This window comes from Microbispora hainanensis, from assembly GCF_006874475.1.
Lineage (GTDB): Bacteria > Actinomycetota > Actinomycetes > Streptosporangiales > Streptosporangiaceae > Microbispora > Microbispora hainanensis.
On record NZ_VIRM01000073.1, the window covers coordinates 17006 to 35023 of the forward strand.

Here is an 18018-nt window from a genome sequence, read left to right on the forward strand (position 1 = left end):
AGAATCCGGCACGCCTAGCTTCTCAAGCATGAGCGATCTCGTCATCCACACGTACTCGGCGGCGGAGCCGGGCCTGTTCGCCAGCAGCTACCTGCTGGAGACGGCCGACGGGGTGGTCCTCGTCGAGGGCAACCTGCTCGTCTCCGACGCCCGGGGCGGCAAACGGGTGGCGTTCACCGGCGACCTGGCGTTCGGCGGAACCCACCCCTACACCGCGGACGGGCACTCCACGGCCTGGCCGCACGTCCTTGATCGCGTCACCCTGGCCGCCGTGGCGGGGGAGGCCGGGCGATGACGACCACGGTGCGAACCTATCGGGTCGCCTTCTCGGCCGCCGGTGTCGAGCTCGTCGGAGAGCTCAGGGTGCCCGAACGGCTCGAACCCTCGCCCGCCGTCGCCCTCACCGGGCCCTTCACCGGAGTGAAGGAGCAGGTCACGGGCCTGTACGCGGAGCGCCTGGCCCAAGCGGGTCTGGTCACCCTGGCCTTCGACCATCGGGGGTTCGGCGAGAGCGGAGGCCGCCGAGGGCACGAGGACAGCGCGGGCAAGCTCACCGACCTGCGCGCCGCGGTGAGCCTGCTCGCCCGCCGGGCAGAGGTCGACCCGGGCCGGATCGGCCTCGTCGGGGTGTGCCTGGGCGGCGGGTACGCGGTGCGGGCGGCCGCCGCCGACCCACGGGTGAAGGCGGTCGCCGGAATCGCCGGCGCCTACAACAGCCCGGTCTGGCTCGCGGAGCAGATGGGCGACGACGCCTACCGCACCGCGCTCGCGCGTTTCCTCGACCGCTACGACGAATATCTGCCCGCGGTGGCGCCCGGCGGCGGTGAGGCCGCGATGCCCGGTGACGAGCCGTACGCCTACTACGGCACCTCCCGTTCCGCCTCTCCGCACTGGGACAACCGGGTGACCTGGGGGTCGCTCCATTCACTGATGACCTTCGACGCGCTCGGCGCGGCCCCGCTGCTCGCCGCCACGCCGCTGCTCGTCGTCCACGGGCGGGTCGACGCGTACTGCGCGCCCGAGCTCGCGGAGACGCTCCTCCAGCGCAGCCCGGGAAAGAAGGAGATGCTCTGGCTCGACTGCCGCGAGCACATCGACCTGTACGACGTGGAGCCGCATGTCACGCGCGCCGCCGAGGCGACGGCGGACTTCCTTCATCGGCACCTGTGACAGCAAGACCCCCGCGGTCAGGCACCCGGTCGCTCCCGGTCGCTGTCGGCGACCAAGTCAGGCACCCGGGTCGCTCCCGGCCGCCGCGTCAGGCTCCCGGGTCGCTCTCGGCGACCACCTCGGCGTCGCCGTACATCGCGTCATGCTGCTTGCGGGGGGCGCAGACGCTGGCCTTGGAGCAGGCGCAGCGGCGGCCGCCCTCGTTGAGGCGGACGATGACGGAGTCGGACGGCACGTTGTGCCCCACCACGGTGCCCGGGCCCTGCGGGGTGTCCACCGCGAGGCCGGTGCGCGGCGCCGACGCGCGGAACTCCTGATAGAGCGGGTGCTCGTACTTCAGGCAGCACATCAGCCGCCCGCAGGCGCCCGCGATCCTGAGCGGGTTGACGGGGAGGTCCTGGTCCTTGGCCATCCGCACCGAGACCGGCTCGAAGTCCTTGAGGAACGTCGCGCAGCACAGGTCGCGCCCACAGGGGCCGATGCCGCCCTGGAGCCTGGCCTCGTCACGCGGGCCGATCTGGCGCAGCTCCACCCGGGCCCGCAGGTTGCGGGCCAGGTCGCGCACGAGCGCCCGGAAGTCGACCCGGTGGGGCGCGGAGAAATACACGGTGTAGACGTTGTCGGCGTCCAGGTAGTCGACGCCGACCACCTTCATCGGCAGCTCGTGCCGTTTGATGAGGCGCTTGGACACGCTGCGGGCCTCCGCCCTGCGGCGGCGGTTGGTCTCGTCGCGGGTCAGGTGCTCCTCGGCCGCGATGCCCTGGCAGACGGGCAGGCCCTCGACGTCCTCACTCACGTATTGCGGCGCCCACACGCACTCGGCGACCTCGGGCCCGGAGTCGGTCGGCACGAGGACCTTGTCGCCGACCTTGGGCGAGTGGCCGCCCGGATCGAGGTAGTAGAGCCGTCCGTAACGGGTGAAGCTCACGGCCATCATCATGCCCAAGCGCCGGCCCTCCTCGATCCGTACGGCTAACGCGTCCGAACCCACCATACGTGCCGTACGGCACCGGCAATCATCGCCTGTGGACAACCTCGGCGGACCGGGAGCCCCCGGTCGCCCGTGTCCCTACGCGGGCGAGCGGAGCGCGAGGGTCATGGCCTCGACCGCGATCTGCGGGTTCACGTTGGCCGCCAGCCGCTCCCGGCACTTCATGATCGCGTCCGTACGGCGGAGCGTCTGCTCGGGGGTGGACGCCCGCGCGACGGCCTCCACCTCGTGCCTGCGGTCCTCGTTGGCCAGCTCGACGGCGGCCCCGAACTGCACGGCCAGCACGTCGCGGTAGAACGCCACGAGTTCGAGCAGCGCGAGATCGAGGGAGTCGCGCTTGATGCGGGTCGCCCGCGACTTCTGCATGGTCTCGAGCTCCTTGAGCGCGCCCGCGCCGCCCCGCACGAGGCCCTTGTTGAGCCCCTTGCCGGAGGAGCCCTCGCCGTAGACCTTGCGCAGCTCGGCCGTCTCGACCTCGTTCAACGCGGTCGTGGCCGCGTCCGCGTCCTCGGTGGAGGTCTTCACCAGCCGCTCGGCGGCGGTGATGCACTCCGCCACGCCGCTCAGCGACCGGGGGATCGACAGCACGTCGTCGCGACGGCGCCGCACCTCCTCGTCCAGCGCGAGCCGCCGTGCCCGGCCGATGTCCCCCTGGGCCGCCCGCGCGGCGTCGAGCGCCACGTCGTGGGGCACCCCGTCGCGGGTCACCAGCACGTTCGCGACCGCCCCCGTGGAGGGCGTGCCCAGCGTCACGATCCTGCAGCGCGAGCGGATCGTGATGATCATGTCGTCCGGGGAGGGCGCGCACAGCAGCCACACGGTCCGCGGCGGCGGCTCCTCGATGGCCTTGAGCAGCGCGTTGGCCGCCGCCTCCGTCACCCGGTCGGCGTCATCGAACAGCACGACCCGCCAGCGGCCGAGCGTGGGCGCGCCCGCCGCCTTGAGCACGAGTTCGCGCGTCTGCCGGACGCTGTACGACAGGCCCTCGGGCCGGACGAACGTGACGTCCGGATGCGAGCCGACCTCGACCTGATGGCAGTCGTCACAGTGGCCGCACCCCTGGTCGGGGCAGAGCAGGGAGGCCGCGAACGCCGTGGCGGCCGCCGATCGCAGGGCCGGCCCGGTGAACAGCCAGGCGTGCGTCATGCCCGCGCCGCGGCCTCCCGCGATGACCTCCGCGGCGGCCGACGCGGCCCGCCGCATCACGTCGATCGCCCGGTTCTGCCCGATCAGGTCCCCGAAAACGGTCATGCGCGGCTACCCGAAGTCGCGGATGGCGGGCATCGTGCCGGTGGCCTCCTCGGCCTCCTGCGGCACCGGGTCGGGCAGGATCTCCCGCACCCGGTCCTGGATCAGGCGCGTCACCTCCCGCTGGTCCAGCGTGCCGTCCACCACGAGGTAGCGGTCGGGGTCGGCCGCCGCCAGCGCCCGGAACTCGCGCCGCACCCGCTCGTGGAACTCCAGCGGCTCGGCCTCGATGCGGTCGGCGGGCGAGGCCATACGCCGCAGCCCGACCGCGGGCGGCACGTCGATGAGCACGGTCAGGTCGGGGACGAGGCCGCCCGTCGCCCACCTGTTGATCCTCGCGACGTCCTCCTGGTCGAGCGACCGCCCGGCGCCCTGGTAGGCCAGCGACGAGTCCACGTACCGGTCGGAGATCACCGTCGAGCCGCGCCGCAGGGCGGGCCTGATGACCTTCTCGACGTGCTCGGCCCGGTCGGCGGCGTACAGCATCGCCTCGGCCCGCGGAGACAGGCCCTGGTGGGCGGCGTCGAGCAGGATCGCCCGCAACCGCATGCCGACCTTGGTCGAGCCCGGCTCGCGGGTCTGCACGACGTCGAAGCCCTGGTCGCGCAGCCAGATCGCCAGCAGCCGCGACTGGGTGGTCTTGCCCGAGCCCTCGCCGCCTTCGAAGGCGATGAACAGACCGCGCTCGGGCTCCGCCTCCTCCGGCTCGAACCGCCGCCCGCGCAGGGCGGTCAGCAGGTCGGCCGTGATGGGGACGCCCGGCCGGTCGTCCATGTGGCGCAGCGCGACCACCCCGACGGCGACCGCCAGCAGCGCGCCCAGGAGCAGCACGAGGTTGGTGCCGTCGAAGCGGTAGCTGATCCCGGCGATCCCGAGAGCGTGCGTGCCGAACAGCGCGGCCAGCGTCGAGGCCACCGCCACGACCAGCAGCAGCACCACCCGGGCCAGCGACTGCAGGAAGGAGAACGTGCGGCCGCGCAGCCCGTCCTCCACCTCCAGGCCGATCACGGTGTAGCCGATGATCCAGGCGATGCCGGCGCAGGCGCCCAGCACCACGGTCAGCACGACCACGATGACCAGGTTCTGGATCAGCGCGATGGCGGCCAGCGTCAGCCCCGCGAGCACGATCGACAGCCCGAACAGCCGCCGCCTCGACAGGCCCTTCAGCAGCCGCAGGCCGAAGAACATGCCGAACGCCATGCCGAGGAAGACGGCGCAGAACACCGCGCCGTAGCCCGCGTCACCGCCGCCCAGGGCCTGCACGTACGCCTTGGCGACGCCGATGACGGCGCCCCCGGCGGCGAACGCCCCGAGCATGCCGATGATCAGGCCGCGCACGACCCGGTCGCCGCCGACGAACCGCCAGCCCTCGGTGATCTGCCGCAGCACGGAGGGCGTGGACACGTGCCTGGTGTGGTTCTTCGGGATGGCCCGCAGGGTGAAGACCATCACGGCGGAGGCGAGGTAGGCCAGCGCGTTGGCGTACAGCGCCACGCTGGTGGCCGCGACGTCGAACGAGGGCGCGGCGGCCGAGATCGTCGTGACCACGGCCGACACGATCGCGAACAGCGCCGCCGCCACGGGAGCGGTGCCGTACGTCACCAGGAGGTTGAGCTGGTTGGCCTCCTCCAGCCGCTCCTTGGGCACGAGGTTGGGCACCGTGGCGTCCTTGGCGGGCACCCAGAAGAGGTTCACGCACTCGACCAGGAACGTCGCGACGATCACCCACTGGTAGTTGCCGACCAGAGGGATCGACAGCACCACCGCGAACCTGGCGAGGTCGGCCACGACCATCGTCAGCCTGCGGTCGAACCGGTCGGCCACCGCTCCCGCGAGCGGGCCGAGCAGGATCGCGGGCAGCATCTTGGCGACGAAGACGCCGCCGATGGCGAGGCTCTGCGCCTGGAAACCGGACCCTGCGGTCAGGTTTCCGGCGAGAGCGGTCAGCGCGATGATGTTGAGCCAGTCACCGAGGCTGCACGTCGCCATCGCCGTCCACAGCCTGCGGAACGGCGCGTTCGCCAGCACGTGCGGCTGCTTGCGTCGCGCGGCGGCCCGGCCAGGGGTGCTCATGATGTCAGCGTATCCAGGTGCTCGCTGGGCTTGGGAGGCGGACGAACGGGCCACTGGGGCCTGCCCGTCGCCTGAGGGTATTACGTCCGCCTCGTCCTCGCTGTCGAGATGGCGCCAATGCTCTACGCGGTTCCACTTTCGATGCCCCGGCGCGGTCAGGCGTGCAGCTCGATGAGGGTGATCTCGGGAGGCGCGCCCACGCGGACAGGCGGCCCCCAGAAGCCCGCCCCTCGTGTCACGTACACCTGGGTCTGGCCGCCGCCCGTGCGCGGCACGCTCGCGAGCCCCGACACCACGGGCTGCTGCAGCGGCACGAGCAGGTTGAACGGCGCCATCTGCCCGCCGTGGGTGTGCCCGGACAGCTGGAGATCGACGCCGTGTGCGGCGGCCTGCGTCACCTGGACGGGCTGGTGGGCCATGAGCACCACGGGCCGGTTCGCGTCGCGGCCCCCAAGTGCCCTGTCGAGGTCCGGGCCGTCACCCGAGGGCACGCCGTTGAGGTCGTTGACGCCCGCGAGGTCCAGCACGGCTCCCCCATGCCGGATCTCGACCCGCTCGTTGCGCAGCGGCCGGACGCCCAGCGAGCGCAACTCCTCGATCCATTCCTGCGGACCTTCGGCGGTGTAGTACTCGTGGTTGCCGGTCACGAAATATGCGCCATAGCGGGATTCGAGGGACCCGAGCGGCGTGGCCAGACGACCGAGCTCGGCGACCGTGCCGTCCACCAGGTCGCCCACGATCGTCACCGCGTCGGCCTCCAGGCCGTTGATCATCCGGACGATCCGCTCGGTGTGACCCCGGCCGGTCAGCGGGCCGAGATGGATGTCGCTGACGACCGCGATGCGCAGCCCGCTCATCCGGGGGTCGAGCCGGGGCAGGCGGATCGGCACCCGCTCGATCACCGGGTCGCCGAGAGCCCTGCTCACGCCGTAACCGACGGTCGCGAGCGCTCCCAGCGCCACGACCGCGGACGCCGTGCGGGAGATGAACAGCCGCCGGTCGATCGCCGGCGTGTCCGCCTCGGCCCCCTCCGCCACCGGCCTGCCGGTCGTGGCCGTGCCGTGGGCGGTGGCGCCTCCCCCTGCCGCCGCGCCCGCGAGGACGACCTCGTCCACCGGCGCTGCGAGGACCGCCTCGTCCACCGGCGCCGCCTCTCCTTCCGCCCGCTCACCCGGAGCGGCGGTTGCGGCCGTACGGCGCCGTCGGGACACGACGAACGTCGCGACCGCCCGGGGCACCTCCATCGCCAGGCCGAACACGAACAGGTAGAACATGACGGCCAGCCACAGGTAGCCGGGCCAGGCCACGACCCGCTCCACGTCCATGCCGAGGCCGAGCCGGCTCCCGCCGAAGGTCACCACCATAAGGGCGGCGAGGACCACGAGCGCCCACGTCAGCACCCGGCGCGAACGCGATCCCCGCGTCGTCGACGCCCTGACCAGCCTCCGCCACAGATAGGCGTGCACGACGACGACGGCGGCCAGAATCATGCCCACGAACCCCACGAGAACTCCCCTCGACCGGCTGGCGATCAAGGGCCGGCTGACGACGATGCTATGAGCTCGCAGCGACAGCCGCGTCCGTTGTCCACAGCCAGGCTCCGGCTGTGGACAACTCACCAAGCCCCGCCAGGCAGGCACACCGTGCCTGCCACCGCGCATGCGCAGGGAACACGCGAACCGCGCCCCGGGCAGGAGCGCGGTTCGCCAAGATCCGCGGCCGGCGAAAACCCGCGGTCAGTGGGAGACCGGGGTCGGGTGAAAACCGGTCAGGACTTTGCTGCGGGCTTCTTCGTGGTGGTCTTGGCCCGGGTCGTGCGCTTGGGGGCCGGTGCCCGCTCCCGCCGTTCGGCCAGCAGCTCCGCCGCCCGCTCCAGCGTGATGTCCTCGACCGTGTCGCCCTTGCGCAGGGACGCGTTGGTCTCGCCGTCGGTGACGTACGGGCCGAAACGGCCCTCCTTCACCACGACCGGCTTCTTGGAGTTCGGGTCCTCGCCCAGCTCCCGAAGGGGCGGCGCGGCGGCGGCACGGCCGCGTCCACGGGCCTTCGGCTGCGCGAACAGCTCCTTGGCCTGCTCGATCGTGATCGTCAGCAGGTCTTCCTCGGACGGCAGCGACCGCGAGTCGGTGCCCTTCTTGATGTAGGGCCCGAACTTTCCGTTCTGCGCGGTCACCTCCTCGCCGTCGATCTCGCCGACGACCCGCGGAAGCTGGAGCAGCTTCAGCGCCTGCTCCAGGGTGATCGTGTCCAGGTCCATCGACTTGAACAGCGAGCTGGTCCGCGGCTTGGGGGCGTCCGCCTTCTTCGTCCGCTTCTTGCCGTCCTCCGGCGCCGGCTCCTCGGGCAGGATCTCCGTGACGTACGGGCCATAACGGCCGTCCTTGGCCACGATCTTCCGGCCGGTCGCCGGGTCGACGCCCAGCTCGCGGTCGCCGCTCGGGCGCGAGAACAGCTCCTCGGCCTTCTCGGCGGTCAGCTCGTCCGGCGCCATGTCCTCCGGGATGTTCACCCGGGCGCCGTCGCGGTCGAGGTAGGGCCCGTAGCGGCCGACCCTGATCACGATGTCCGTCCCCTTGATCGGGAACGAGCTGATCTCCTTGGCGTCGATCTCGCCGAGGTCGGTGACCATCTCCTTCAGGCCCTCGTCGCCGTCCTCGCCGCCGAAGTAGAAGCGGCGCAGCTCGGGCACCCGCTCGGCGCGGTTGTTGGCGATGTCGTCGAGGACCTTCTCCATCTCGGCCGTGAAGTCGTAGTCGACCAGGTTGCCGAAGTGCTGTTCGAGCAGGTTGACCACGGCGAACGCGAGGAACGACGGCACCAGGGCGGTGCCCTTCTTGAACACGTAACCCCGGTCGAGAATCGTTCCGATGATCGACGCGTACGTCGACGGCCGCCCGATCTCCCGGTCTTCCAGCTCCTTGACCAGCGACGCCTCGGTGTAGCGCGCGGGCGGCTTGGTCGAGTGCCCGAGCGCGTTCAGCTCGGCCGCCGTGAGCCGGTCGCCCTCGGCCAGCGCTGGCAGGCGCTTCTCCGAGTCGTCCCGGTCGGTCGAGGGGTCGTCCGCGCCCTCCACGTACGCCTTCAGGAAGCCGTGGAAGGTGATCGTCCGGCCGGTCGCGCTGAACTCCACGTTCTCGCCGGCGCTGGACGTGCCGCCGACCTTGACCGACACCGACTCGCCGACCGCGTCCTTCATCTGGGAGGCGACCGTGCGCTGCCAGATCAGCTCGTACAGCCGGAACATGTCCCCGGACAGGCCGGTCTCCCCCGGCGTGCGGAACTCCTCGCCGGACGGCCGGATGGCCTCGTGCGCCTCCTGGGCGTTCTTCACCTTGCTGGTGTAGACGCGCGGCTTGTCCGGCACGTACGCCGAGCCGTACAGCTTGATCGCCTGGCTGCGGGCGGCGGCGACGGCGGTCTCCGACAGCGTGATGCTGTCGGTTCGCATGTAGGTGATGTAGCCGTTCTCGTAGAGCCGCTGGGCCACCTGCATCGTGTATTTGGCGGAGAAGCCCAGCTTGCGGCTCGCCTCCTGCTGCAGGGTGGTCGTCCGGAACGGCGCGTACGGCTTGCGCGTGTACGGCTTGCGCTCGACCGACCGCACGGCGTAGCCCACGCCCTCCAGGCGCCCGGCGAGGGCCGTCGCGGCGGCCTCGTCGAGGTGGAGGACGTCGGAGCTCTTCAGCGTGCCGGTGGAGGCGAAGTCGCGGCCCTGGGCCACACGCCTGCCGTCGACGCCGGTCAGCGTCGCGGAGAACGTCCGGGTGTCGTCGCCCGCCCGGCCGGTGTCGAACAGCGCCTGCAGATCCCAGTAGTTGGCGGCCGTGAACGCCATCCGCTCGCGCTCGCGCTCCACCACCAACCGGGTCGCGACCGACTGGACACGACCGGCCGAAAGCCGCGGCTTGACCTTCTTCCACAGGACCGGGCTGACCTCGTAGCCGTACAGACGGTCGAGGATGCGCCGGGTCTCCTGGGCGTCGACCAGACGAAGGTTGAGGTCACGGGGGTTGGAGACCGCGTCCCTGATCGCGTGCGGGGTGATCTCGTGGAACACCATCCGGTGCACGGGGATCTTGGGCTTGAGCACCTCGCGGAGGTGCCAGGCGATGGCCTCGCCCTCCCGGTCCTCGTCGGTCGCGAGGTAGAGCTCGTCGGCTTCCTTGAGGAGCTGCTTGAGCTTGGACACCTGCGACTTCTTGTCCGGGTTCACGACATAGAGCGGCTCGAACTCGTGGTCGACGTTCACCCCGAGGCGGGCCCAGGCCTCCTCCTTGTACTTCTCCGGGATGTCATCGGCCTTCTCCGGAAGATCGCGGATGTGGCCGATGCTCGACTCGACGATGTAGCCGCGCCCGAGGTACCCGGCGATCGTCTTCGCCTTCGCGGGCGATTCCACGATCACCAGGCGGGTTCCGCCGGCGTTGCCGTTGTTGGCTGGCACGCTGCTTCCTACCTCGCTGTCCGCTGTCATTCCCCGTGCTGCCGGGCTTCGTTCTCCCGGCTCATGACACCCTCGTCGTCCGGGCCGGAGGCTCCTACCCCCTGGAGGCGCCGACGAGGCGCCGCTTTGAAGGTACCTGCCGCCGCACGTTCCTCCCCCTCGGGCTACCCGGTTATGTCCGGGAATGTAACCCGCCTGGCGCTGTTATCCACGGAGACGCAGAATAGAGCCCAACGAGTTCCCTAGCACGCCCCGGAGACCAATGGCAGTGCTCGACTACTCCTATCTGGACCTGTACCTCCCTCGGGACACCCCTCGCGAGGTGGCGAGGCAGATGCTCACGGAGCATGCCGAGCACGGAGATTGGGAGCTGGAGCGGTTACGCCTTTATCCCGACGGCAGCAGGCGCGTCCGGCTGCGTCGGAAGATCATACGGGCCGCACGGACCATGTGACCCCAGGGTGCGCGGACGCCACGGTCAAAACGGCTTTGCTCATCCGCAATCTTGTCGAAGCCATGGCCGTAAGTGCTCCCATCTGTCTTGAACAGTACCGGACAAAAGGGCTTTGCCCGCCCCGGGCCGCGCCCCCGGAACGGGCAAAGCGATCGTGCCTCCTCCACTGGTGGTGGGGGGCGTCCTGGTCGCCCGCGCCGGAAGCGTCTGGCAGACGCTCCCTGGCGCGGGCGAGTGATATCCCTCGCCTCCGCCGGCCGCGCGCCACCGGATCACTTCCGTACGGCCGTCGCCGCCGGAGCGTCCCGAGCCGTCACGCGCGGCCGTACGACTACTTGCGGCCGAACCGGAAGCGGCGGGTGACGGCGAACAGGCTCGCCGAAGCGGCGAACATGGCGCCGAGGGCCAGAGCGAGGAGCGACGCCGGGTTCATCCCGGTCAGGCCGACCGGCTGCTCGGCGCTCATCAGGTCGAGCGGCAGCAGGCCGTCGGTGGTCTTCCCGAGGTCGCCGGTCGGGAGGTTGCGCGTCGCGTCGGCGACGGGCAGCGACGCGGTCGCGTCCTCCAGGGTCTTGGCGGTGGGCAGCGAGCGGGTCGCGCCGTCGAGCGTGCCGCCGACCTTGGAGGCGGCCGCGGGGGTGCTGCCGGCCTTCGTGCCCTTCGCCGCGGGGACGGCGGGCAGGCTCGGGGTCTCCGGCAGGCCGAGCATGTTCGGCAGGTCGCCGACGACCGGAGCGGTGGGCGTGGCGGCGGCGCTCATCGGCTGCACGGTGTGCTTGCCCGACAGCACCGACGCGCCCGGCATGGCGGGCATGACCCCGGCGCGGGCGGCCTTGTGCTGCGGGTGGCCCCAGGAGCCGTGGCGCTTCCAGCCGCCGCCCACCTGGGCGCCGCCGAGGCACCCCGCGGCGGCGTCGCCGAGCACGGCCACGGAGTTGCCGCAGATGTTGATCGGAGCCGTGATCGGAGCGACGACCTGGTTGCCCGCGAGGATCCCGTGCCGGCCCGAGGTGATGTTGCCGCCCGCGCCGACGCCGCCGCCGAGGACCGAGGCGCCGCCCCGGCAGCCCGCGTGGGACTTGCCGATGACGGCCACCGCGTTGCCGCAGACGTTGATCGGAGCCGTGATCGGAGCGACGATCTGGTTGCCACCCAGGATCGAGCCATGGCCGGACGTGACGTTGCCGCCCGTGCCCCGGCCGCCGTGCTTGCTCCAGCCGCCGACGACGGTCGCGCCGCCGCGGCAGCCCGCGAAGGCGTCGCCCGCGATCGCGACGGCGTTGCCGCAGACGTTGATCGGCACCGTGATCGGCGCGACCACCTGGTTGCCGCCCCCGATGCTGTGCACGCCGCTGGTGCGGTTGCCACCCGCGCCTCCGCCGGACCAGCCGCCGTGGCCGTGCCCGCCCTTGCCCCCGTGGCCGTGGCCGCCCTTGCAGCTGCCCGAGCCGTTGCCGCAGACGTCGGTCGGCGTGGTGATCGGCGAGATCACCTGGGTGCCGCCGCCCACGGCGTAGCGGCCGTCGGTGTCGTGGCCGGCCGAGCCGGGACGGTGCCAGTGACCGCCTCCCTTGTGACCGCCTCCCTTGTGGCCGCCGTACCCGCCGTGGCCGTGACCGCCCTTGCCGCCGTGGCCGTGGCTGTGGCCGCCGGAGCCGCCGACGGACGAGCCGCCGGTGCAGCCCGAGAACGCCTTGCCGATGACCGCGACGGAGTTGCCGCAGACGTTGATCGGCGCGGTGATCGGGGCGACGACCTGGTTGCCGCCCAGGATCGAGCCATGGCCGCTGGTGCGGTTGCCGCCGGCGCGGACGACGTCACGGCCGCCGCCGACGAAGGCGCCGCCGCGGCATCCGGCGGTGGCGTTGCCGAAGACGGCGATCGAGTTGCCGCACAGGTTGATGGGCGCGGTGATCGGCGCGACGACCTGGTTGCCGCCTCCGATGCTGTGCACGCCGCTGGTGCGGTTGCCGCCCGCGTTCCCGCGCCGTCCCGGGCTCTTGACGGCCGCGCCGCCACGGCAGCTCGCGTCCGTCCGGCCAATGACCGACACCGCGTTGCCGCAGGCGTTGACCGGGATGTTGATCGGCGCTTCGACCTGGTTGCCGCCGAGGATGCTGCCCGCTCCGGAGGTCCGGTTCTGCCCGGCGCCCACGCCCGCGCCCTGCACGGCCGCGCCGCCCTGGGAGGAGGCCCGGGACTGGCCGATGACCGCCACCGCGTTGCCGCTGATGTCGATCGGCAGGGTCACCGGTATGTCGACCTGGTTGCCGCCGAGCACCGAGTGACTGCCGTCGGTGTCGGCGAGAGCCGTACCGCTGCCAAGGGCCATGACGCCGGCGGCCAGAAACGCCGCGGAGGCCGAGCCCTTCGCCCACGTTCGCATGATGAATGCTCCTAGTGGTTCTTCTTAGGGGGTTACCTGACAGCTCGTGACGCATGTCCGGGCCGCATGAGCACAGCGGAGCCGTAGGACGGTCACGAGGATGGGAAATTCCGCGTCACCCGCGGGAGCCTGCCGCCCGGGCACCACGAGCGAGGGCAGGCGGTGGCACCGGTCGCCGTACGACGGGGACCGGCGCGAAAGCGGGATCAGTCAGGAGAGAAAGACGGGTCGTCCGCCGCTGTGCGGACCACCGGGGGAACAACCGCCGCCAGAGGGGCGGGCAGCTTGGTGAAGCGCGGTTCGAACACTTCCCGCGCGACATCCCCGAACAGGATGTTTCCACCGCTCGACTGCGGAACCAGGCCCTGGTCTGCGGGCGCGTGGTCTGCGGTGGAGGGTGGGGGGAGCAGCGGCTTCGACTGGCTGGTGAGCCCGTCGACCGTGCGCCCCGCCATCGCCTCGGCGTTCACCGAGACGTCGTGCGCCACCGTGGGGAAACCGTCGGTGCTCTTCCCGTGGGACCCGGCCCCGCCCGGCGAGGGCGGCAGACCGAGATCCGGACCTGAGAGACGATCGGGAAGAACCGACCCGGCGACGTCATGTGAGGGTGTGGTCCCGGCCACGGACATCGCCGTGCCGAAGACACCGAAGAACAGGCCGAGCAGCCATCCGGCGGCGATCAGCCCGCCGACGACCAACAGGCGACCCAGACGGGAGCCGGCCGCGAACCGCGCCATCCGGCCCCGCTTCGCAGAGCCGGGAGACGTGACGCGCACGCCGGGAACGGCGGAGGGCGAACTCGCCCTGCGCTGTTCCTGCGACGTGCGCGTCACGCGACCTCCCCAAACCGCTGAGTTCAACAGTCCGCTGGGCCTATCCGGTGCGGATCAACCCCCAACGGAGAGTTACTGTAGCGGCACGGTACGTGATCGCAAGAGCTTTCTCAGCAGTATTCGAGGAAACGGTCAAGGACCCGGACGCCAAACCGGAGTGAATCAACCGGAACGCGCTCGTCGACGCCATGGAACATCCCGGAGAAGTCCAAGTCTTCGGGAAGCCGCAGCGGCGCGAAGCCATAGCCGCTGATGCCGAGGCGGCTGAACGCCTTGAGGTCGGTGCCGCCGCTCAGCGTGTACGGCACGGCCCGCGAACCGGGGTCCTCCTCCTGCAGCGCGTCGGCCATCGCCTTGACCAGCGGGCCCTTGAAGGGGGTCTCGACCGCCACGTCGTGATAGACGAACTCCCTGGTCACGTTGGACCCGAGCAGCTCGTCGAGGGTCTGGAAGAACTCGTCCTCATACCCCGGCAGGAACCTGCCGTCCACGTGCGCCGTCGCGATCTGGGGGATGACGTTCGCCTTGTATCCCGACTGGAGCATGGTCGGGTTGGTCGTGTTGCGGAGGGTGGCGCCGATCATCCGGGCGAGCGGCCCGAGGGTGGCCACCGCCGCCTCCGCGTCCTCCGCCTTGACCTCCGTGCCGAAGACCTCCTCGAAGAACGCCTGCACCGTGGGCGTGAGCCGCACCGGCCACTTGTGGCGGCCGATCCGGCCGACCGCCTCGGCGAGCTCGGTCACGGCGTTGTCGTCGTTGAGCATCGAGCCGTGCCCGGCCCTGCCCCTGGCGGTCAGGCGCATCCAGGCGATGCCCTTCTCCGCCGCCTCGATCAGGTATAGGCGGCCCTTCTCGGTGGTCACGCTGAAGCCGCCGACCTCGCCGATGGCCTCGGTGCAGCCCTCGAAGACCTCCGGATGCCGTTGGGCCAGCCACTGGGCGCCGTAGTGACCCCCGGCCTCCTCGTCGGCGGTGAAGACGAGGACGACGTCCCTGGGCGGCCTGCGCCCCTCGCTCAGCCGCCGCCGTACGACGGCGAGGATCATCGCGTCCATGTCCTTCATGTCGACCGCGCCGCGGCCCCAGACGCAGCCGTCGGCGATCTCGCCGCTCAGCGGGTGATGGGTCCAGTCGGCGGCGTCGAACGGCACGACGTCCAGATGGCCGTGGAGAACCAGGGCGTCCCTGCTCGGGTCGGCGCCCTCGACGCGGGCGACCACGTTCGCCCGCCCGGGATCGGATTCGAGGATCCGCGGCTCCAGGCCGACCTCCGCCAGCTTGCCGGCCACGTATTCCGCGGCCTCACGTTCCCCGGGCCCCGCGTTGTCCCCCGCGTTGACCGAGTCGATGCGGATCAGGTCGCGGCACAGCTCCGCGACCTCGTCCTCCCCGTAGCGTGGGGTCATTGCGCCTCCTCCTGCCGGGCAGGCCCATGCGGGGGCCGGCCCGCCTTTCCCGTCGTACGGCTCGCGCCTCCATCCTGCCGCCGTACAGGGGTGACGTTCACCCCCGGGCTCCCGGGAACCGCGCCGGAGCGGATTCCCGGTATGAAGCAGGGCGCAGAGAGTGCTAACCTGTATCAGCCGACGCGGGATGACGATCCCGCGTGAGGCACCACGTCCGGGTGGCGGAATAGGCAGACGCGCTAGCTTGAGGTGCTAGTGCCCAGTGATGGGCATGGGGGTTCAAGTCCCCCCTCGGACACGTACCCTTTCACTATGTGAGGGCTGAGGCTAACCTCGGCCCTCACTTTCGCTTTTCCGGGGTGATAGGTCAGCCGCAGACCGAGGCGCTGGTAGACCGGCGTCTTGAGATCGACCGGGGCCTCGCTAATGGCTCTGTCCTCTCAGGCCGACCCAGCGGCGAATAGTCCTTCGCGACCCGCGTCCGCTTGAAGGGAAGCCGTGGACAACCTGCGGGTTCCCGATCGCAGGTCATCAGTGGCGGGCGACGCTCCGGCAATCCATGTGCCGGCCTTCTTCAGTCGCCGGCGGCCGGCGCCTCATCGGCACCGAGAATCCGCAGGATGTCGACCAGCGTCGACAACTGCTCGGGAGTGAGGGGTCTGAACAGCTCTTCGGCCGCCAGTTCATAGCTGGTCGTCCAGTCCTGGGCCAGGGCGGCCCCTTGCTCCGTCACTCGGAGGAGTACGGACCGGCGGTCGTCCGCACTGGCCTGGCGTTCGAGCAGGCCGTCGCGGACGAGCGCGTCGACCAGGGTGGAGGCGGTCCCCTGGGCGATGCCGACCGCGAGAGCGAGTTCGGTCAGCCGGACAGGCTGCGAACGCGCCACCTCCACCACCAATCGGGACCGCGGCGTCGACACCCCGTGCTCGCCCAGACGCTCGTTGAAGTGACGTACGAGAACCTTCGCCGTACGGCTGAACTCGTCGGCGACCTGTGCCGCGGTCAAGCCCTGGTTCGTGTGTGGCATCGCCCACCTCCCACTTGACGCACCCATCGTACGGGAGGTTACATTGACGTCGATGCATTGATATCAAATCATTTGACATCAATGCATGTACGCGGAGCGGCCGGTTGCGTGCCGAGCGACAGCGGAACCGGGCTTGCACGAAGAGTGCGTTCTGAATCACCAGGAGTCGAAAAATGAAGATCTTCATCACCGGCGGCAGCGGATTCGTCGGCGGAACCCTCGTCCATCGCCTCGTCGCCCAAGGACATGAGGTCATGGCACTGGCCAGATCGGGCTCGAGCATCCAGCGGGTACGCGCCGCCGGAGCCGATCCCGTCCCCGGCGATCTCGCCGAGCTCAGCCGGGCCGGCTCCCCCGCGCCGACGTGGCTCGCCAAGCTGCGCGAGGTCGACGCGGTCGTGCACGTCGCGGCCCACATGGAGTTCTGGGGGCCCGACTCGCTCTTCGAACAGGCCAATCACGTGCCGACGGTCGCCCTGCACGCCGCGAGCGTCGCGGCCGGGGTGCGACGCTTCGTGCTCATCAGCGCCGCGTCCGTCTCCACGGGCAGCCAACGCCGCCCCGTCGTCGACGAGTCGACACCGGAAGGCCGGCCGAACATCGCCTACAGCCGCGTAAAGCTGGCCACCGAGCGCGCACTCCTGAACGCCCGCAGCGGGAAAACCGAGCTGGTGGTGCTGCGCCCGCCGTTCATCTGGGGCCGCGGCATGGCGACGATCAACGAGATGGTCGAGGTCGCCGAGGCCGGACGGTTCGCCTGGATCGACAACGGCAAGCACATCGTCGACTTCGTGCACGTCGAGAACCTGGCCGGTGCCGCGATCCTCGCGCTCACGCGGGGCCGCCACAAGGGGGTCTACTACGTGACGGACGGCACGCCGATGCCGATCCGGGACTTCCTCACTCCCCTGCTGGCGACCCGCGGCGTGGATCTGTCCAAGAGCCGCAGCGTCCCCCTGGCGATGGCGGCGCCCTTGGCGGCGATGATGGACCGCACGGCACGCCTGCTTCGCCGGAAGTCGGCGCCGCCGCTGGCGAACTGGCTCGTGAGCTTCACCGGGCGTGACCGTTCCTACGACATCACCACCGCGAGGAAGGAGCTGGGCTACTCGCCTGACATGACGCTGGAGAAGGGCCTGGCGGAGATGCGCTTCTCGTGAGGTGACGACCTCGCGGTCTCCCCGCCTTCGCCGTGGATGCGGTGCCTCGCGTTTCCCGTACGCGGTCCCTTGACGCACCATCGTCCATGGCAGGCCCGGAGACGCCCGGATGTCGGCCGGGCTCAGTAGGTGTAGAAGCCCTCCCCGGTCGTGGTGCCGAGCTTGCCCTTGTCGCACGTCCACGCCCGGATCGATGGCGCCGAGTTGCCGGCCCGCCACGAGACCGCAGTAGCCCGCAGAACAGCACGCCGCGCAGGGCGTAGGGTCGGCGGGTCGGGTGGGGCCTATGGGCGGTGGGACGGCGTCCCCGGCCGGCGAGGATCGCCTGGGCCTGTTCGAAGTCCTCGGGGCTCACCAGCGGTTCGTGGGTTAGCCGGTCCGACCAGACCCATTGGTCGCGCGAGTTCCAGCGCTGCTTCGTCATGTGACCGAGCGCGACATCGTGCACGTCAATGATCGCGGCTGGCCGGCCCGGGAACTCCTCCGTCTCCAGATCTCCATGATCTGGCACTCAAGGTGTCCACACTTCGGGGGGGTGCGCCACGAGGCGCTGTTGGACCGAGCGGAGGTGAAAGGACTCCGCCTCCTGCCTGTCGTAGCAGGCAGGTGAAGCTGGCGGCAGCCTGACCTGGAGGAACGCCGGGAAAGGCGGGAGCAGCCGCGACGAAGTCGGGTCGGCTCAGGACTGCCGGATGGGTCGGGCTCGGTGAGCAAGAGAGGAAGGTGTACGCGAGGAACCGGTGTTGTTACGCCTCTTGAAAGTGTGCCAGCTCGAACCCGGTGGATCTGGGCTGGTTGGCGGCGCGCAGCCGATGCTTGGCCGTCG

General features: G+C 70.8%; 13 protein-coding genes and 1 tRNA gene. 5 read left to right on the forward strand and 9 right to left on the reverse strand.

Annotated features, from left to right (window positions below; all coding sequences use genetic code 11):
• Positions 1-28: 28 nt before the first annotated feature.
• Both FLX08_RS36740 and FLX08_RS36745 read left to right on the forward strand, forming a co-directional pair.
• Positions 29-295 carry a hypothetical protein gene (locus FLX08_RS36740; RefSeq protein ID WP_142624876.1) on the forward strand — a complete coding sequence of 89 codons (267 nt, stop codon included), beginning with the start codon at positions 29-31 and terminating at the stop codon, positions 293-295.
• Positions 292-1170, forward strand: coding sequence for an alpha/beta hydrolase (locus tag FLX08_RS36745; RefSeq protein WP_142624877.1), 879 nt, complete (start codon positions 292-294; stop codon positions 1168-1170). The genes FLX08_RS36740 and FLX08_RS36745 overlap by 4 nt, the downstream gene beginning before the upstream one ends.
• Positions 1171-1258: 88 nt before the next feature.
• On the opposite strand, the gene FLX08_RS36750 is transcribed toward FLX08_RS36745, so the two are convergent.
• The 5 genes from FLX08_RS36750 to topA form a co-directional block, all read right to left on the reverse strand.
• Positions 1259-2104 carry a PSP1 domain-containing protein gene (locus FLX08_RS36750; protein ID WP_425280668.1) on the reverse strand — a complete coding sequence of 282 codons (846 nt, stop codon included), beginning with the start codon at positions 2102-2104 and terminating at the stop codon, positions 1259-1261.
• Positions 2105-2239: 135 nt separating this feature from the next.
• Entirely contained in the window at positions 2240-3412 is a 1173-nt protein-coding gene (locus FLX08_RS36755; RefSeq protein ID WP_142624878.1) for a DNA polymerase III subunit delta', read from the reverse strand.
• A gap of 6 nt (positions 3413-3418) precedes the next feature.
• Positions 3419-5482 carry a dTMP kinase gene (gene tmk, locus FLX08_RS36760; RefSeq protein ID WP_142624879.1) on the reverse strand — a complete coding sequence of 688 codons (2064 nt, stop codon included), beginning with the start codon at positions 5480-5482 and terminating at the stop codon, positions 3419-3421.
• 155 nt (positions 5483-5637) lie between these two features.
• Positions 5638-6972, reverse strand: a complete 1335-nt coding sequence (locus FLX08_RS36765; RefSeq protein ID WP_142624888.1) for a metallophosphoesterase — start codon at positions 6970-6972, stop codon at positions 5638-5640.
• A 278-nt stretch (positions 6973-7250) separates the two neighbouring features.
• Positions 7251-9926: a type I DNA topoisomerase gene (topA, locus tag FLX08_RS36770; RefSeq protein WP_244313152.1), complete on the reverse strand. Its 2676-nt coding sequence runs from the start codon at positions 9924-9926 to the stop codon at positions 7251-7253.
• A 262-nt stretch (positions 9927-10188) separates the two neighbouring features.
• On the opposite strand from topA, the gene FLX08_RS36775 reads away from it, so the two are divergent.
• Positions 10189-10380: a DUF5703 family protein gene (locus FLX08_RS36775; protein WP_211592314.1), complete on the forward strand. Its 192-nt coding sequence runs from the start codon at positions 10189-10191 to the stop codon at positions 10378-10380.
• 331 nt (positions 10381-10711) lie between these two features.
• On the opposite strand, the gene FLX08_RS36780 is transcribed toward FLX08_RS36775, so the two are convergent.
• The 3 genes from FLX08_RS36780 to FLX08_RS36790 all read right to left on the reverse strand — a co-directional run bounded on the left by FLX08_RS36780 (position 10712) and on the right by FLX08_RS36790 (position 15005).
• Complete coding sequence (locus FLX08_RS36780) at positions 10712-12766, reverse strand: chaplin family protein (RefSeq protein ID WP_142624881.1); 2055 nt, start codon at positions 12764-12766, stop codon at positions 10712-10714.
• 206 nt (positions 12767-12972) lie between these two features.
• On the reverse strand, positions 12973-13599 hold the full coding sequence (locus FLX08_RS36785) for a hypothetical protein (protein ID WP_142624882.1): 627 nt from the start codon (positions 13597-13599) through the stop codon (positions 12973-12975).
• A 110-nt stretch (positions 13600-13709) separates the two neighbouring features.
• A complete protein-coding gene (locus tag FLX08_RS36790) occupies positions 13710-15005 on the reverse strand; it encodes a M20/M25/M40 family metallo-hydrolase (RefSeq protein WP_142624883.1) in 1296 nt (431 codons plus the stop codon).
• 212 nt (positions 15006-15217) lie between these two features.
• Between FLX08_RS36790 and FLX08_RS36795 the strand changes: the two genes are divergently transcribed.
• A tRNA-Leu gene (locus FLX08_RS36795) sits at positions 15218-15303 on the forward strand.
• A gap of 276 nt (positions 15304-15579) precedes the next feature.
• Here the strand turns inward: FLX08_RS36795 and FLX08_RS36800 are convergent.
• On the reverse strand, positions 15580-16032 hold the full coding sequence (locus tag FLX08_RS36800; RefSeq protein ID WP_142624884.1) for a MarR family winged helix-turn-helix transcriptional regulator: 453 nt from the start codon (positions 16030-16032) through the stop codon (positions 15580-15582).
• Between the two features lie 173 nt (positions 16033-16205).
• Here FLX08_RS36800 and FLX08_RS36805 point away from each other — a divergent pair, with 173 nt between their 5' ends.
• Complete coding sequence (locus FLX08_RS36805) at positions 16206-17192, forward strand: NAD-dependent epimerase/dehydratase family protein (RefSeq protein WP_142624885.1); 987 nt, start codon at positions 16206-16208, stop codon at positions 17190-17192.
• Positions 17193-18018: the final 826 nt, after the last annotated feature.

Excerpts from the sequence above, each read along its gene's own strand:
- FLX08_RS36740 (WP_142624876.1), top strand. The coding sequence starts at position 29 with ATGAGCGATCTCGTCATCCACACGTACTCGGCGGCGGAGCCGGGCCTG.
- FLX08_RS36745 (WP_142624877.1), top strand. The coding sequence starts at position 292 with ATGACGACCACGGTGCGAACCTATCGGGTCGCCTTCTCGGCCGCCGGT.
- FLX08_RS36750 (WP_425280668.1), bottom strand. The coding sequence starts at position 2,104 with ATGGCCGTGAGCTTCACCCGTTACGGACGGCTCTACTACCTCGATCCG.
- FLX08_RS36755 (WP_142624878.1), bottom strand. The coding sequence starts at position 3,412 with ATGACCGTTTTCGGGGACCTGATCGGGCAGAACCGGGCGATCGACGTG.
- tmk (WP_142624879.1), bottom strand. The coding sequence starts at position 5,482 with ATGAGCACCCCTGGCCGGGCCGCCGCGCGACGCAAGCAGCCGCACGTG.
- FLX08_RS36765 (WP_142624888.1), bottom strand. The coding sequence starts at position 6,972 with ATGATTCTGGCCGCCGTCGTCGTCGTGCACGCCTATCTGTGGCGGAGG.
- FLX08_RS36775 (WP_211592314.1), top strand. The coding sequence starts at position 10,189 with ATGGCAGTGCTCGACTACTCCTATCTGGACCTGTACCTCCCTCGGGAC.
- FLX08_RS36780 (WP_142624881.1), bottom strand. The coding sequence starts at position 12,766 with ATGCGAACGTGGGCGAAGGGCTCGGCCTCCGCGGCGTTTCTGGCCGCC.
- FLX08_RS36790 (WP_142624883.1), bottom strand. The coding sequence starts at position 15,005 with ATGACCCCACGCTACGGGGAGGACGAGGTCGCGGAGCTGTGCCGCGAC.
- FLX08_RS36800 (WP_142624884.1), bottom strand. The coding sequence starts at position 16,032 with ATGCCACACACGAACCAGGGCTTGACCGCGGCACAGGTCGCCGACGAG.
- FLX08_RS36805 (WP_142624885.1), top strand. The coding sequence starts at position 16,206 with ATGAAGATCTTCATCACCGGCGGCAGCGGATTCGTCGGCGGAACCCTC.